We start from the raw sequence: 14,153 nt of genomic DNA, 5'->3' as shown, positions 1-14,153 counted from the left end.
GCAGTGAGTGATCAAGAGACAAACTTATTTGCCGAGGCGATGCACGATGTAACGCCCTTGCCAGACAATAATAAGATCAAGCATTACAGCCGTGAAAAACAACAGCAAACGGCAAGAAAAACCATTAAACAACTTAAACGGCAACCGAAAAGCACCCCAACATTGCATTTAAATCGTTCGGTCACCTTTGCTAAAGTTGGTGCCTTTGAAACTGTGCAATACGCTCAAAAAGGGGTGCAATTGCGTGATATCAAACGCCTGAAGAGTGGTGATTTTGTCGTGCAATCCTTATTGGATTTACATGGTTGCACACATGAGCAGGCGTTGTGCCAATTAAATGCCTTTTTAGCAGAAGCCATCGCTTATCGGCTGCGTTTTTTGCGGATTGTGCACGGTAAAGGGTATAACTCCGACAGTGAATTTCCGATTTTAAAAAATTTAACCAATGAAGTCTTGCGCCAGTGCCCACAGGTGATTGCCTTTAGCTCCGCGATGGAAAAAGACGGTGGTGTCGGCGCGGTTAATGTGCTCTTAAAAGCGTGAACGTTAAGGTTTAATCGCCTCTGGCGGCGCGCTGCTTTCTTCTTCAATCGCCTCTTCAAGAATGTTGCCATCCGCATCGAGCGGACGCTTTTCTGCACTTGGCATTAAAGGCGTGACCGAAATGACTTCAATAAAAACTTCGTTCTTTTTAATCATCCCGAGGTTTTCTCTGGCTAAGGTTTCTATGCCATCGGTCGAGTTATGCAACGCGTTGATTTTTTGCTTTAAACGAATGTTCTCCGCCTCTAGTTTTGCCAATTCTTGTTTGATCGCCTGTACATCTTGCTGATTACTCCATAAGCCAGAAAACCCACTGTCCGCAAACAATAAACGCAGTAAGAAGTAGACACATAAAACCGCTAAACCAATAATAATGAATTTTCTTTTCATCGCCTTCAACTATTTCCCTAGCAAAGTGAAATTCTACCAAAAAAAGAAAAAGCGCCAAGAGCCTTAAATCTCTTGGCGCTTTGCGCATCATTCACTCAGAAAATACAAAAAAAGTCCAAGGGAGCTTTGTTTGGCTAGGGCAAAATTTGCGACAGGACAACTTTAACAGCCGATTCAAACTTGACAAAAGCAAGTAATCAAACCACAGTCATTCAAGCAAAGCAAATTTTACAAAGCCCTTAGCCCAATGGGCAATTTATTCCATCTTTTCCAAAGTAAATTATTTCTTTAGATTATAAAAAGCCGCTTTACCAGGGTAAACCGCTTCTGCACCCAAAGCTTCTTCAATACGAATCAGTTGATTATATTTTGCGATACGGTCAGTACGAGACAGAGAACCGGTCTTGATTTGGCCACAACCCGTTGCCACTGCGATGTCGGCAATTGTTGTGTCTTCAGTTTCACCAGAACGATGAGATACAACTGCGGTATACCCCGCCTTTTTAGCCATTGCAATCGCTTCAAAGGTTTCCGTTAAAGTACCGATTTGGTTAATCTTGATTAGGATTGAGTTACCAACGCCTTTCTCAATGCCTTCGGCCAAAATTTTTGGATTGGTCACGAATAAATCATCACCGACGACTTGTAGACGGTCGCCAAATTTTTCAGTTTGCAGTTTAAAGCCGTCCCAGTCAGACTCATCCAGACCGTCTTCAATTGAGATAATCGGGTACTTGTTAACCCATGCACCCAAGAAATCAACCATCTCTGCAGAAGTTAGCGTTTTATCTTCAGACGCTAAGTAGTAGTTACCTGTTTCTTTGTTGTATAACTCAGAAGAAGCGGCATCCATTGCAATCATAATGTCTTCACCTGCTTTGTAACCAGCGGCTTCAATTGCTTCCAAAATAACGGTAATCGCTTCTTCGTTTGACTTTAGGTCAGGAGCGAAACCGCCCTCGTCACCAACTGCGGTATTGTACCCTTTATCATGCAGTACTTTTTTAAGCATATGGAACACTTCAGCACCGTAACGAATGGCTTCTGACATAGAAGGCGCGCCGACCGGCATAATCATAAACTCTTGGAAATCAACAGAGTTATCTGCATGCTCACCACCATTGATAATGTTCATCATTGGGACAGGCATCTGGTAATCGTCGGTTTTTAGATAGACGTAAAGTGGTAGACCTTTAGATGCTGCTGCAGCTTGTGCAGTCGCAATCGAAACAGCAAGAATGGCGTTCGCGCCTAAACGTGCTTTGTTGTGCGTACCATCAAGCTCAATCATCGCGTTGTCAATCGCTTTTTGATCTGTCGCGTCCATACCAATCAGCTTCGCTTTGATTTCGGTATTGATGTTGTTAACTGCGTTAAGTACGCCTTTGCCACCAAATTTAGATTTGTCGCCATCACGTAATTCGATTGCTTCACGTGAACCGGTAGAGGCTCCAGATGGAGAAATACCACGGCCTTTTGAGCCGTCTTCCAAGATCACATCCGCTTCCACAGTTGGATTACCGCGAGAGTCAATGACTTGGCGAGCTTTAATATCTTTAATTAATGACATTGTTTTTCCTATCGTTAATTGAAATTTAAGAAACTTATAATATGTTGTCAGCTGTTTAACTGTAAACGTAAGATACGCCGGTTAAATGACAGCCAGATTAATTCACAAAATAAAGCCCCGAAAACACATTTCAGGGCTTAATGTAACGCTTTAACCTAATAGGCTATTTTCGATGAATCCGTGCTTTTTGACGACATCGTCAAGCTCTTTCATCGTTTCCAATAGCGGTCTAAGGTTGCCTAGCGGCCACATATTTGGGCCGTCACTCAGTGCCTTTGAAGGGTCTGGATGTGTTTCCATAAAAAGACCGCTGATACCCGCCGCAATTGCCGCGCGCGCCAATACAGGAACCATCTCACGTTGTCCGCCGGAAGTCATCCCCTGACCACCAGGCTGTTGCACTGAATGAGTTGCATCAAATACCACAGGACAACCGGTTGAGCGCATTTGCGCCAAACCACGCATATCCGAAACCAAGGTGTTGTAACCAAATGATGTCCCACGATCACAGACCATGATATTTTCATTGCCCACTTCACGCGCTTTGGCAACGACTTGCTCCATATCCCAAGGCGCTTGGAACTGCCCTTTTTTGATATTGACAGGCAACCCTTGCTTACAAACATTTTGAATAAAGTTCGTTTGGCGCACTAAAAACGCCGGTGTCTGCATAACATTCACCACTGAAGCGACTTCATCCAACGGACTGTCTTCGTGGACATCGGTTAACACTGGAACGCCAATTTCGTCTTTCACTTTTTGCAAAATACGCAATCCTTCTTCGATTCCTAAGCCACGAAAGCTTTTTGTCGAAGAACGATTGGCTTTATCAAAAGACGACTTGTAAATAAACGGAATACCCAACTCATCGGTCAAGGTCTTCAGAGCGGCGGCAGTGTTCATTGCCATCGCTTCGGATTCAATGACGCAAGGCCCAGCAATTAAAAACAGTGGCTTATCTAAACCGGCATGAAAATGACAAAGTTGCATTACGCTTGTCCTTGTTTGTAATCATTAGCCGCATTCACAAAAGCACTGAACAGCGGATGTCCTTTACGCGGTGTCGACGTAAATTCCGGATGGAACTGACACGCCACAAACCAAGGATGATTCGGGATCTCAATAGTCTCTACCAAGCTGCCATCTTCAGAGCGACCCGCAAACTTCAGCCCAGCCTCTTCTAAGCGCGCAATATATCCATCATTCACTTCATAACGATGGCGATGGCGCTCGCGAATTGTGTCTGCACCATAGATTTCAGCAATCTTAGAACCGGCTTGCAATTGGCATTGCTGTCCGCCCAAACGCATGGTGCCACCTAAATCGGTCTGCTCATCACGTTCAACGACATTCCCCTCTTCATCCGTCCATTCGGTAATCAAGGCGACCACTGGATGCGGCGTTTTAGGATTCAGTTCGGTAGAGTGGGCATGCGCCAGTCCTGCGACATTACGAGCATATTCGACGACCGCCATTTGCATACCCAAACAGATGCCCAAATAAGGCACTTTATTTTCACGCGCAAATTGAATCGCCTTGATTTTGCCTTCGACACCACGCTCACCAAATCCACCCGGAACCAAAATGGCGTCTTTGTTGTGTAGTCGGTTTAAATCGGTTTTTTCCAACTCTTCAGAGTCGATGTAATCAATATTCACTTTAGTGCGGCTGTGAATCCCTGCATGAATCAAGGATTCAATGAGCGACTTATAGGCTTCGGTTAAATCGGTGTACTTACCAACCATGGCAATCTCAACCGATTTTTCTGGATTCAGTTGATCTGCAACCACTTTATCCCAATCGGATAGATCGACCGCATCCGCTGAAATGTTTAAACGTTCGATAACTAAATCGTCAAGCCCTTGCTCATGCAATAGACGCGGTACTTCGTAAATCGTACGCGCATCCAAAGAGTTAATCACCGCACGCTCTTCAACATTGGTAAAAAGCGCAATCTTACGGCGCTCACCGTCTTCTAACGCCATTTCTGAACGACAAATGAGAATGTCAGGCTGAATACCAATTGAACGCAACTCTTTAACCGAATGCTGAGTGGGTTTGGTTTTCACTTCACCGGCGACGGCAATGTATGGCAGAAGCGTTAAGTGCATAAAAAGTGCGTTAGCGCGCCCTACTTCTAAACTTAACTGGCGAATGGCTTCTAAAAACGGCAAGGATTCAATGTCCCCTACCGTACCGCCGACTTCGACCAAGGCAACATCGTAACCAGCCGCAGCCAGTTTAATACGATTTTTAATTTCATCAGTAATGTGCGGAATAACCTGAACCGTACCGCCAAGATAATCACCACGGCGTTCATTACGGATGACGGTTTCATAAACTTGGCCGGTTGAAAAACTGTTGCGACGGGTGAAGTTACGCTGTACAAAGCGTTCGTAGTGACCTAAGTCCAAATCGGTTTCTGCACCGTCATCGGTTACAAAAACTTCACCATGCTGTAATGGGCTCATGGTGCCAGGGTCAACATTGATGTAGGGATCCATCTTTAACATGCTGACTTTCTGCCCGCGTGCTTCCAATAAAGCACCAAGCGAAGCCGCTGCAATCCCTTTACCTAGCGAGGATACAACGCCACCTGTTACAAAAATATATTTCGTCATTAGGGTCACTTTTAAGAGAAAAAAAAAGAACTTGAAGTACAACGATTCAAGTAATCAGAATGGAAGCGCATTATAGCGAATCTGTCTCTTTACAGCAATCTCTTTCCCAAAAAAACGTGATGACTTAATGGATTAATTTAAGGATACGCAAAAAAAGTCAAAATGAGTTCAAACACCGAAAAACTTGACTGGACAAGGCGGGGTTTTTTGTTATGGCAAGACCGGATAAAAACAGATAGCACCAGACCCTAACTCAAGAAAATACTTACGCACTATGCGGTTTTAAAAAGATTTTTAATTGCCTATTTATAGCTGTTTATAAGGAGTCTTTCAAGAGACCGCATAGTCGCCAGCACTGTATTTGATTGAGTGAAAGGACTGACTCACACGCAATTTGGGAGTGGTTTTTTGCTCTTGCCAGCCCTAGTGGGTAAATCGACAAGCTGTCTTTATATTGAATCACTGGCCATAGATCACGCTCCCATGGAGGAATTTGACTGCTCTGAAAAAAACGTTTTAGTGCTTTTTTATTGATTTGATACCAGTCAGCATGGTTTTGCTGAATATACGCCAAGCTTAGGATTTGGGCATTATCTGGATTGAATGGTTTAGGTAAGTGCCAATGCCACACGTGCGTGTCAGCAACGTCAATTTGTGGTTGCCCACTTAACCAAGCAAAGTCATAGGTTTGCTGCAAACTAGGCGGCATCTCTGTCAGCAGATAAAGGCGTTGCTGAAAAATACGCAGAGACCGTCCTCTGCCAAGTTGCAATTGTGCACTGCCTGTGATCTCTGGCTGCCAGTAAATTGCAAGCCAATCAAGTACGGTTTTATTCAAGCGACTCGAATAAGCGCTGCATTGAGTCAACCAGTAACGTAAAACATTTTTTTGCTCGGCCCACTCCAGCAAAGGATCACGCCTTAAATACAGTGGAGTGGCATCGCCGGCTCGCAACTGCAACTGCGCCAATTTATTCAATAAATGATCGGCTTCTTGTAAGTGAACACTGGTGGCCGCCAAATTTTGAATCGCTGCAGGCTGTTGTTTAGCCAATTGGGGCAAGATGGTATGGCGCAGCCAATTACGGCGATATTGGATATCATGGTTAGATTCGTCTTCAATCCAGCACAAATCATGCAGCGCTGCATAAGCAATAAGCTGTTTTTTAGCCGTATTGAGCAAAGGACGTAAATGCCAATGCGCCTGCTTTTTCTGAACAGCCTGCATAGCCCCCAGACCACGCACACCGCTTTGGCGCAGGGCATTCAATAAGAAGGTTTCTGCTTGATCATTTTGGTGATGTGCCGTCAATAACACCTCATCCACACTTAACTGAGCAAACAGCGCTTGATAGCGAAGACGACGCGCCGTGTCTTCCAAGCCTTGGCGATGCGTGGCGCATAGTTCAATACTTAAATGCTGAAACGCAATGCCATGCTGTTCACAGAAATCACTACAAAAACGCTGCCATGCCAACGCCTGGTCATGAAGATTGTGATTAACGTAAACTGCGCGAATTTGCCGAGAAGTATCCTGCATTTGCCATTGATGACATAGGTGCAATAGCACCAAAGAATCCATGCCACCGCTAAAAGCAATGCACAATTTTGGCGTGGATACCGAAAGCTGAACAGTATGTAAAAGTGCTGTTAGATTCGTATCAAATGTGGCATTAAAAGTGCGAATGGAGAAATCCGCTATTGGGAGAGTAAAACCTTCTTCGTCAGAGGTTAAAGAGTACGCATTGTGCAGACAATAACTAGGAATAGCTTGAGACAATGCGTACAAGTTCGTGCGGGACATAAATTATGTTAAACGGAGCGTGACAACTTAACCTTCAAAGTTGCCATAACTCATATAGCGATTATAACGTTTGGTGACCAGCTCATCACTCGAACGGGTTTTAAGTTCGGAAATTTGTGCTAACAACGCCGCTTTTAGATTACTGGCCGCTTGTTGGTGACTGCGGTGTGCGCCACCCAAAGGCTCACTGATGATTTTATCAATAAGCCCCAACTCTTTTAAACGTGTTGCCGTAATTCCCAAGGCTTCTGCTGCATCCGCCGCATTTGCAGCGTTTTTCCATAAAATCGATGCACACCCTTCTGGCGAAATAACCGAATAAGTGGAATATTCCAACATCATGGTGACATCACCAACACCAATTGCAAGTGCGCCACCAGAACCACCCTCACCGATAACGGTACAAATAATCGGTACTTTCAATTCTGCCATCTCAATGAGATTGCGAGCAATCGCTTCGCTTTGACCACGTTCTTCAGCATTAATCCCTGGATAAGCGCCAGGTGTGTCAATAAACGTGACAATCGGCAGGTTAAAACGCTCGGCCATCTTCATTAAACGAAGGGCTTTACGATAACCTTCTGGGCGAGGCATTCCAAAGTTACGACGAATCTTTTCTTTAGTATCACGCCCTTTCTCTTGTGCAATCAACATCACAGCATGACCATCAATACGCCCTAAACCGCCGACAATCGCCTCATCATCAGCGAACGCACGGTCACCATGCAGCTCTTTAAATTCATCAAAGACCATGGGAATGTAATCCATCGTATAAGGACGTTGAGGGTGGCGCGAGACTTTGGCGATTTGCACGTCAGTCAATTTGCTGAATATAGACTTGGTCAGGTTGGCGCTTTTTTCTTCTAGGGCCGAGATCTCCTGAATTAAATCCATGTCTTCGCCCTCTAAATGTCGAAGCTCTTCAATCTTTGCTTCGAGTTCGGCAATCGGCTGTTCAAAATCCAAAAAATCTAATTTCATCATTTTCCATCTCAAGACAAGGCTTATTTAAGGATACACAGAATAAGCCCCGATTCATTTCAGCGAGGGCTGGCAGTCATTATCAGCGCTCGAGATAGCCGCAAATAGGACGCTATGCAAAGCTAATTTATTGCGTGCCTGGGGTGATTTGAACTTATTCAGTGTTTCCTTGAGCGCGCATTTTAACAAAGTTGGCGGCTGCGTATGAAATTTGTGATTAACAACCACCTAAAAAAGACGATTTTAAAAATGAGATTTTACCTTTATAAGCAAATGCTTAATAATACGCCTTACAACTCATATTAATACATTAAAGTTAAGGACAGTCAGATGAAAGCAGTAGCAAAATACTCTCAATCTCCGATCACAAAAGCCATTTTAGCTGGCGCAATGTTTAGCGTAAGTGCAGTCAGCTTTGCTGATAACGGCCTAAAAGGCAGCGGTGAGTTAGGCTATAGCGATACGTCTGGCAATACTGAAAGCACCTCTTTGTATGCCTCACTAAAGCTGACTTACAACCTTGATGCTTGGGAAATTAAATCCCTTCTGGAAGCCAATTACCAAGAAGAAAGCCAAGTACAAACTCAAGAGCGTTATCTGTTTGATTTACAAGGCAACCGTTATTACAACGCCAGCAGAAGCTATTACAGCTTTGCCGGTGCGCGTTTAGAAAAAAGTAAATTTGAAGGTATCGCGCTGGATTCAACCTTAACCGCTGGTTTAGGGAAAACTCTTTATAAAACCGATGCAACCAAGCTTACTGCAGAATTAGGTGCTGGTTACCAAAACATCGAGTATACCGCTACTTTTGGTAATGGCAGTGAAGACCAACTTATTGGTCGCGTTAAAGCCGACCTTGCACACAAGTTCAATGAAAATGTCGACTTTGGGCAAGATTTAACCACAACGCTCAGTGACAATAACACCAAAATTGAAGCGAACAGTGCTTTAAAAGTGAAATTAGCTGAGAAAATGCGATTAAGTGCCGGATTTAAATACCGCTATAATTCAGACCCAGCGACCGGCGCGCGTAAAGTGGACAAGCAAACCTTGCTGACACTGGTGTTTGATTTCTAACATTTGATTAATTCCTCTGTTGATGGCATTGACAATGCCTATCAATATTTTCTTTAAAGGACGCAATTGAGCGTCCTTTTAGGATAAAATAACGCATCAAAAACTAACCTAAAAATGAACGATGCCTAAACAATCCTTCAGGAAAAACAGAATAAGTCATCTTCCCTGATCATCTGACCTGAAATCCTAAAATTCGCTCAAAAACTAGCTTTTTCCTCGCTAATTCTTGCTGAATTTCACCAAATACAAAGTGAATTCCAGTTATTCTAAAGACTCCTGTCCTACATTTCATCAAATTATCTGATCAATTTTGTAAACGTTTGCTCAAGCAAACAACATGGGGATTACTATGAGTTTCAAGGCAAGCCTAGAATGTGCGCATTGCTATCTGTCGCTAAAATCAATGGCGACTTGTTCTGCATTGCCTTAGGTAAACAGCTTATACTTGTCTAAATACTTTCTAAGTACTTGTTTACCCTAAAAATAAGCGAATCATTATATGCTTTTAATCGCTAAAAATACAATTTAGTTAACTCTGTTTTTGCTTATATTTTCTTATATTGTGATAAATCCCCAGTAAGGTTTGGTGTGCTTGCGATTGCTTGAAAATATCAACCCCTTGCGGTGCATTCCAAAACTGCATTTCGCCCTGTAGATGCGCCAGTATTTTGTTTACCGTATCTTGGGTGAATAATGCCTGCAATCCGGTACTGTCATGCAAGAAGACCTGATCTTCTTCAAGCATTCCTTCCAAAGCAAATTCAAATGCGCGATAGATGCCATACCAAGGCGTTTGCGGGTTCAGGAAATGGCGAATATCCAACAAACAATCCAGTGCCGCCGAATAATCTTTTGCGGCCAAGAAACACCAGAACTTCAACTGCAAACAATTTACGCTGCCCCAGAAACTACCCGCGTCCGGCATAAGACCGATTAAACTCGCAACACCTTGGTGGTCACTAAAGCCTAGCTCGTCAATTAAATCGACAATTTCTAATGGATTCTGCTGTTGCGGATAACTCAGCAACGCAAGTCTTAATAAGCGCCCGAAATTCTGATTAGCATCCAACAATTCATGCTTTGGATAAACTTCGGACATTCCAGGCACCACAAGGCGACAGGCTGCAAAACCAAATTGTTGGTAATTCGCGATATAGACGTCCGTGCCTTGCTGATAAACCAATTCGCAAAGATGCTGCCATTGTTGCGCGACATCCCCACTAAAGTCCCAAGCCTCAAATTCATAATCGAAATTATGGCTGACAAAATTGGCGTGGATCAGACCACTCGAATCAATAAAGTGATTTTCAATATTTTCATCGGAAGCAACCATAAACGCATCAAAACTTGGCATTTGAAAACCATCTAATTCTTTTAGATGACGTCCCTGCAAAGATTCGGTCAGGGTACGCTCTACCGCCACTTCGAAAATAGGATGGGCACCAAAAGATGCGAAACACAATCCAGTGGCTTGATGATAGAGGGTGACGTTAATCACTGGAAACCGACCACCTAAAGAGGCATCGCGCACTTCAATAAAAATCCCTTCTTCCTGTAAGGCCGCAATTGCTTGAACGATTGCCGGATACTGATTTAGCACCTCAGCGGGCACAATCGGTATACATAAATTCTCTCGTAAAATACGGTTTTTAACCCAACGCTCGAACACTTCTGAAAGCCCTTGAACCTGTGCTTCAAGCGCGGTATTACCAGCGGCTAAACCATTACTTGCGTAAAGGTTGGAGAATAAGTTCATTGGAAAATAATGCACCTTGCCGGTTTTTTGCGCCGTCATCGGTAAGGCACGAATCTCTTCAACATGGTCGTTAAAACTCAAAAAACTATCAAATTCAAACTCGCTTTCGGCAAAATCTGCATAGTCATCTGAAGCACTTAAATCAGCATAAAACGCCCATAATTCAGGACTTAGCATTTCACGGAAATTATCTGGGGAAAAGCTCTTTTCGTTCGGATAATACAACCACTGGCCTTGACTGCTGGCTACCTCTTCTTCTAGCCAGTAATCAGAAAAGAAATAATTCGTAGATAACCGCTCTAAAAACTCACCTAACGCACTGGCATAACACGCTTTTTCGGATGCGCCCTTGCCGTTGGTAAAAATACCCGGACAACTCTGTTCGTAAATGTGCAGCGAATGGATATGCGGCACAGGATGCAGTTTTAGTCCTTGCTGAAGGTTAAAACCAATCTCTTGGGTGATTGATTCTAAGTTCTGAATGGACTCTTCTAAACTACGCTCTTTTCCTTTAATAAACGTCTGTTCGCTCACAAGGGCTCCCTAATTAAATTTCAAAATAAAACAAACTGTGCTTTGGTTAAATAATTTTAATGAGTGTATTTTTAAGTAATCGGTACAATGAATTTTGCTTACTTTTCTTCAAAATTTTAGCTTGGAGGCACTATGAAGAAACCTATGATCGCTCTATTTTCCATTGCGGCATTTTCTCTTTCCACATCGGCTATGGCCGAACATCCGGGTAAGGCGTTTCACGATTCGGCCAATTGCATGAAATGTCACACCGATAAACCCTACTCGCCACAAAAGACCCCAACCTATGAAAAATTAGTCAAAGCAGTCAGTTTTTGTAATGACAATCTTAATACCGGTATGTTTGAAGACGAAGTAGAACAATTAGCGGATTATCTCAACCAAGCTTATTACAAGCACCCTAAACCGTAATTGAATCTTTTTGCTGTACGATAAAAATATAAAAAAATAAGATTTGCAATCGATCATTGGTAGCAACAAAAAAGCCATACTCAGTAGTATGGCTTTTTTATTACATAATAAAATAGACGTTAGGAATTGCGCTTAATGGTCTCTGTTAAGTCTCTTAAACGTTGTACACGCTCTACACCGGCCATTTCAATCCCTTCTTCGTACAACTGATCTTTGGCATCGGCCAAAGCCTTATCCAGCGCTTCAATCATAAAATAATGGTAACTGCTTTGACCAATCTTTGGCCAGTCTCGCTGTTTAGCGGCCCACAAAGCATGCAGAGTGGCATCTTGTTGCAAAATAGTTTGTAGGTATTCGAGCATCGCGATGGCCGGTTCAATACGCTCTGACGCATAAAGCGGACGATTGCTTTCATGGTAGAACGTCTTACGATGGTACTTTACTAGCTCAAACACCGGAATAAAACCATCAAGTCTAATCGCTTTTGCTTCACGCTGGGCGCGCTCGATGCGATCTAACGTCATGACCGGTGCGTCAGATTTCCAACGTCCAAACACAATATACAAATTATTGCGCTCAACAAAGTAGTGCTTGCCTTCATCAATCCGCATGGTTAGACGCTTAGGAACAACGTAATCTAAACGCTGGGTGTCCAGCTTGGTGGTATCTTTCCATACCGTCCAACCCACGTCATAGCCCAAGGCAGTGGCTTCAGGGTCTTCTTTTTTTATCATTGGTATGCACGAACTGCCGTAATCATGTCCTTCAACATAACTTTCCACTTCCACCAAATAGTCGCCATTCGGCTGCACCCGCTTGACCTGGCCGACAATAAACGCATCGTCTTTGACATTTCCAGCAGGAAAAGCAACAAACACATGGTCGCCGGCTTGAAAAAGGTGCTCAGCCGCACGACTCTGTGCAGCACCAAAAATGAAAACCACACTAAACAGGACAAGCAGAATTTTTTGAAGATTAAATAAGGATGAGGTTAAAAACATTTTTTACTCTTTATTATGCTGTTTTACATTAAGCACATCGCAATGCGCCATCTGTAAGACCGAATGACTGGTACTGCCAAGCAAAGCTCGCAAAGGCGAATGGCCGTGAAAACCCATTAAAATACAATCCACATTGTATTGCGTACTGTACTGACAAATTTCATCTGCAGGATGACCAATCACCATTTCAAAATGAATATTGAGATCACCATGTGCGACCTGCTGAGCAAGCTGCTGCATTTTGTGCTGCGCGCCCTGCTGCAGACTTTCGATTAAGGATGAATCCCAAATCCCCGGTAAACCGATGACCGCATTATCTTCCAGTACGTGATTGACAGGAAGCTCAACTACGTGAAGCACCGATATCCTGGTTGAATGTTGCGCAGCCATCGATTGTGCGCGTGCAAAAGCCGCGTAACCCGAGGGTGAAAAATCCAGCGCCACCAACAGATGTTGATAAGGCCGTTGTGATTGAGTGAACATAAACACTCCAGTAATCGGTATGAGTTGTACACAATATCTGTGGATAAGCGTGTGTGTAATGGTTTTGTAATCTTACAAAAGCCTTTTACATCAAACACTTTTCAAGCATTGATTATATTTTAAGCAGCGCGTGCGTAACCAAATTCAACATTGAAAAAGTATGAAACTTCCGTTGCACTTCTCACTAGCTTTACTAACTTGGATTAACTAATTTGGATTATTCTCTTCCATAATACGGCGCGCTTGGCGCTGCTCAATGGTTTCGGCAACCTCATTCCGCAAATACAATGGCATTGGTAAGCCTTGCTCCAAACCTAATCTATTGGGATAGTATTGCTGCGCCAAACGCAGCATGGCGTGGGCATTCGGCAAGGTGTCATGATAAAGCGCTTGCGCTTGGGCAATTTCTGGATACGCTTTTTCTATATCTCCGACCACAATCATCACTTGACCAGAAGCCTGTACTTGTTGCTGCAAGTCCATCAAACGTTCGTTTACCGCCAGTGGGCTAAGGAGTTGGCAAACCTCAGCTTGCCAAGGCACGCTAATATTCGGATTAAACGTTCCCTGTTGCCAGTAAAGTTCATTCATTCGCGCATCCATTAACGCCACCCAGATAACCGCTTGGTTTCCAGCTTCAGCCTTAACCAATTGATACGCCATCGCTTCTAAAGATGAAATCGCTAAAAACGGCGTATTCCAACCCAGCGCCAGTCCCTGAACGACCCCTGCCGCAATACGGATGCCCGTGAAAGCGCCAGGTCCTTCGCCAAAAGCAATCAAATCAATTTGTGAACCGTCGATTCCTGCTTGTTGAAGCAGTTCGTCGATCATCGGTAAAATCCGGTGCGCATGTTGTTGCGGTGTCATTTCGTGAATCGCATAGATTTCCTGCTGATGCAGCAAAGCGACCGAACAATTTGCCGTAGAGGTGTCAAGCGCCAAAAGGGTTTGTGGCGCGGAGTCTATAACCATAGTAGTG

At 43.7% G+C, this 14,153-nt stretch carries 13 protein-coding genes; 3 read left to right on the top strand and 10 right to left on the bottom strand.

Features of this window, described 5'->3' with window-relative positions; translation table 11 throughout:
- The first annotated feature begins 3 nt into the window (after window positions 1-3).
- A complete protein-coding gene (locus HRR27_RS06565) occupies window positions 4-543 on the top strand; it encodes a Smr/MutS family protein (protein ID WP_173272063.1) in 540 nt (179 codons plus the stop codon).
- Between the two features lie 3 nt (window positions 544-546).
- Here HRR27_RS06565 and HRR27_RS06560 read toward each other — a convergent pair whose 3' ends face one another.
- The 6 genes from HRR27_RS06560 to HRR27_RS06535 all read right to left on the bottom strand — a co-directional run bounded on the left by HRR27_RS06560 (window position 547) and on the right by HRR27_RS06535 (window position 7,909).
- Window positions 547-933: an FtsB family cell division protein gene (locus tag HRR27_RS06560; protein ID WP_173272061.1), complete on the bottom strand. Its 387-nt coding sequence runs from the start codon at window positions 931-933 to the stop codon at window positions 547-549.
- Between the two features lie 280 nt (window positions 934-1,213).
- A complete protein-coding gene (eno, locus tag HRR27_RS06555) occupies window positions 1,214-2,503 on the bottom strand; it encodes a phosphopyruvate hydratase (protein ID WP_173272059.1) in 1,290 nt (429 codons plus the stop codon).
- A gap of 150 nt (window positions 2,504-2,653) precedes the next feature.
- Window positions 2,654-3,493, bottom strand: a complete 840-nt coding sequence (gene kdsA / locus HRR27_RS06550) for a 3-deoxy-8-phosphooctulonate synthase (RefSeq protein ID WP_173272057.1) — start codon at window positions 3,491-3,493, stop codon at window positions 2,654-2,656.
- Entirely contained in the window at window positions 3,493-5,124 is a 1,632-nt protein-coding gene (locus HRR27_RS06545; RefSeq protein ID WP_173272055.1) for a CTP synthase, read from the bottom strand. Before HRR27_RS06545 ends, kdsA begins: the two co-directional genes overlap by 1 nt.
- 316 nt (window positions 5,125-5,440) lie before the next feature.
- Window positions 5,441-6,928, bottom strand: a complete 1,488-nt coding sequence (gene tilS / locus HRR27_RS06540; RefSeq protein ID WP_173272053.1) for a tRNA lysidine(34) synthetase TilS — start codon at window positions 6,926-6,928, stop codon at window positions 5,441-5,443.
- A 27-nt stretch (window positions 6,929-6,955) separates the two neighbouring features.
- Complete coding sequence (locus HRR27_RS06535) at window positions 6,956-7,909, bottom strand: acetyl-CoA carboxylase carboxyltransferase subunit alpha (RefSeq protein ID WP_173274269.1); 954 nt, start codon at window positions 7,907-7,909, stop codon at window positions 6,956-6,958.
- Window positions 7,910-8,239: 330 nt separating this feature from the next.
- Here HRR27_RS06535 and HRR27_RS06530 point away from each other — a divergent pair, with 330 nt between their 5' ends.
- Window positions 8,240-8,986, top strand: coding sequence for a DUF481 domain-containing protein (locus tag HRR27_RS06530; RefSeq protein ID WP_173272051.1), 747 nt, complete (start codon window positions 8,240-8,242; stop codon window positions 8,984-8,986).
- A 529-nt stretch (window positions 8,987-9,515) separates the two neighbouring features.
- On the opposite strand, the gene HRR27_RS06525 is transcribed toward HRR27_RS06530, so the two are convergent.
- Entirely contained in the window at window positions 9,516-11,276 is a 1,761-nt protein-coding gene (locus HRR27_RS06525; protein ID WP_173272049.1) for a YcaO-like family protein, read from the bottom strand.
- A 132-nt stretch (window positions 11,277-11,408) separates the two neighbouring features.
- On the opposite strand from HRR27_RS06525, the gene HRR27_RS06520 reads away from it, so the two are divergent.
- Window positions 11,409-11,687 carry a hypothetical protein gene (locus HRR27_RS06520; RefSeq protein ID WP_173272047.1) on the top strand — a complete coding sequence of 93 codons (279 nt, stop codon included), beginning with the start codon at window positions 11,409-11,411 and terminating at the stop codon, window positions 11,685-11,687.
- Between the two features lie 119 nt (window positions 11,688-11,806).
- On the opposite strand, the gene HRR27_RS06515 is transcribed toward HRR27_RS06520, so the two are convergent.
- The 3 genes from HRR27_RS06515 to tsaB form a co-directional block, all read right to left on the bottom strand.
- Window positions 11,807-12,688: a hypothetical protein gene (locus HRR27_RS06515; protein ID WP_173272045.1), complete on the bottom strand. Its 882-nt coding sequence runs from the start codon at window positions 12,686-12,688 to the stop codon at window positions 11,807-11,809.
- A 3-nt stretch (window positions 12,689-12,691) separates the two neighbouring features.
- Complete coding sequence (locus HRR27_RS06510) at window positions 12,692-13,171, bottom strand: universal stress protein (protein WP_173272043.1); 480 nt, start codon at window positions 13,169-13,171, stop codon at window positions 12,692-12,694.
- A gap of 207 nt (window positions 13,172-13,378) precedes the next feature.
- A complete protein-coding gene (gene tsaB, locus HRR27_RS06505) occupies window positions 13,379-14,146 on the bottom strand; it encodes a tRNA (adenosine(37)-N6)-threonylcarbamoyltransferase complex dimerization subunit type 1 TsaB (RefSeq protein ID WP_173272041.1) in 768 nt (255 codons plus the stop codon).
- Window positions 14,147-14,153: the final 7 nt, after the last annotated feature.

The organism is Thiosulfatimonas sediminis (genome assembly GCF_011398355.1).
Lineage (GTDB): Bacteria > Pseudomonadota > Gammaproteobacteria > Thiomicrospirales > Thiomicrospiraceae > Thiomicrorhabdus > Thiomicrorhabdus sediminis_A.
The sequence above is the reverse complement of the archived record's forward strand: the minus strand, read 5'-3'. Positions and strand labels throughout refer to the sequence as shown.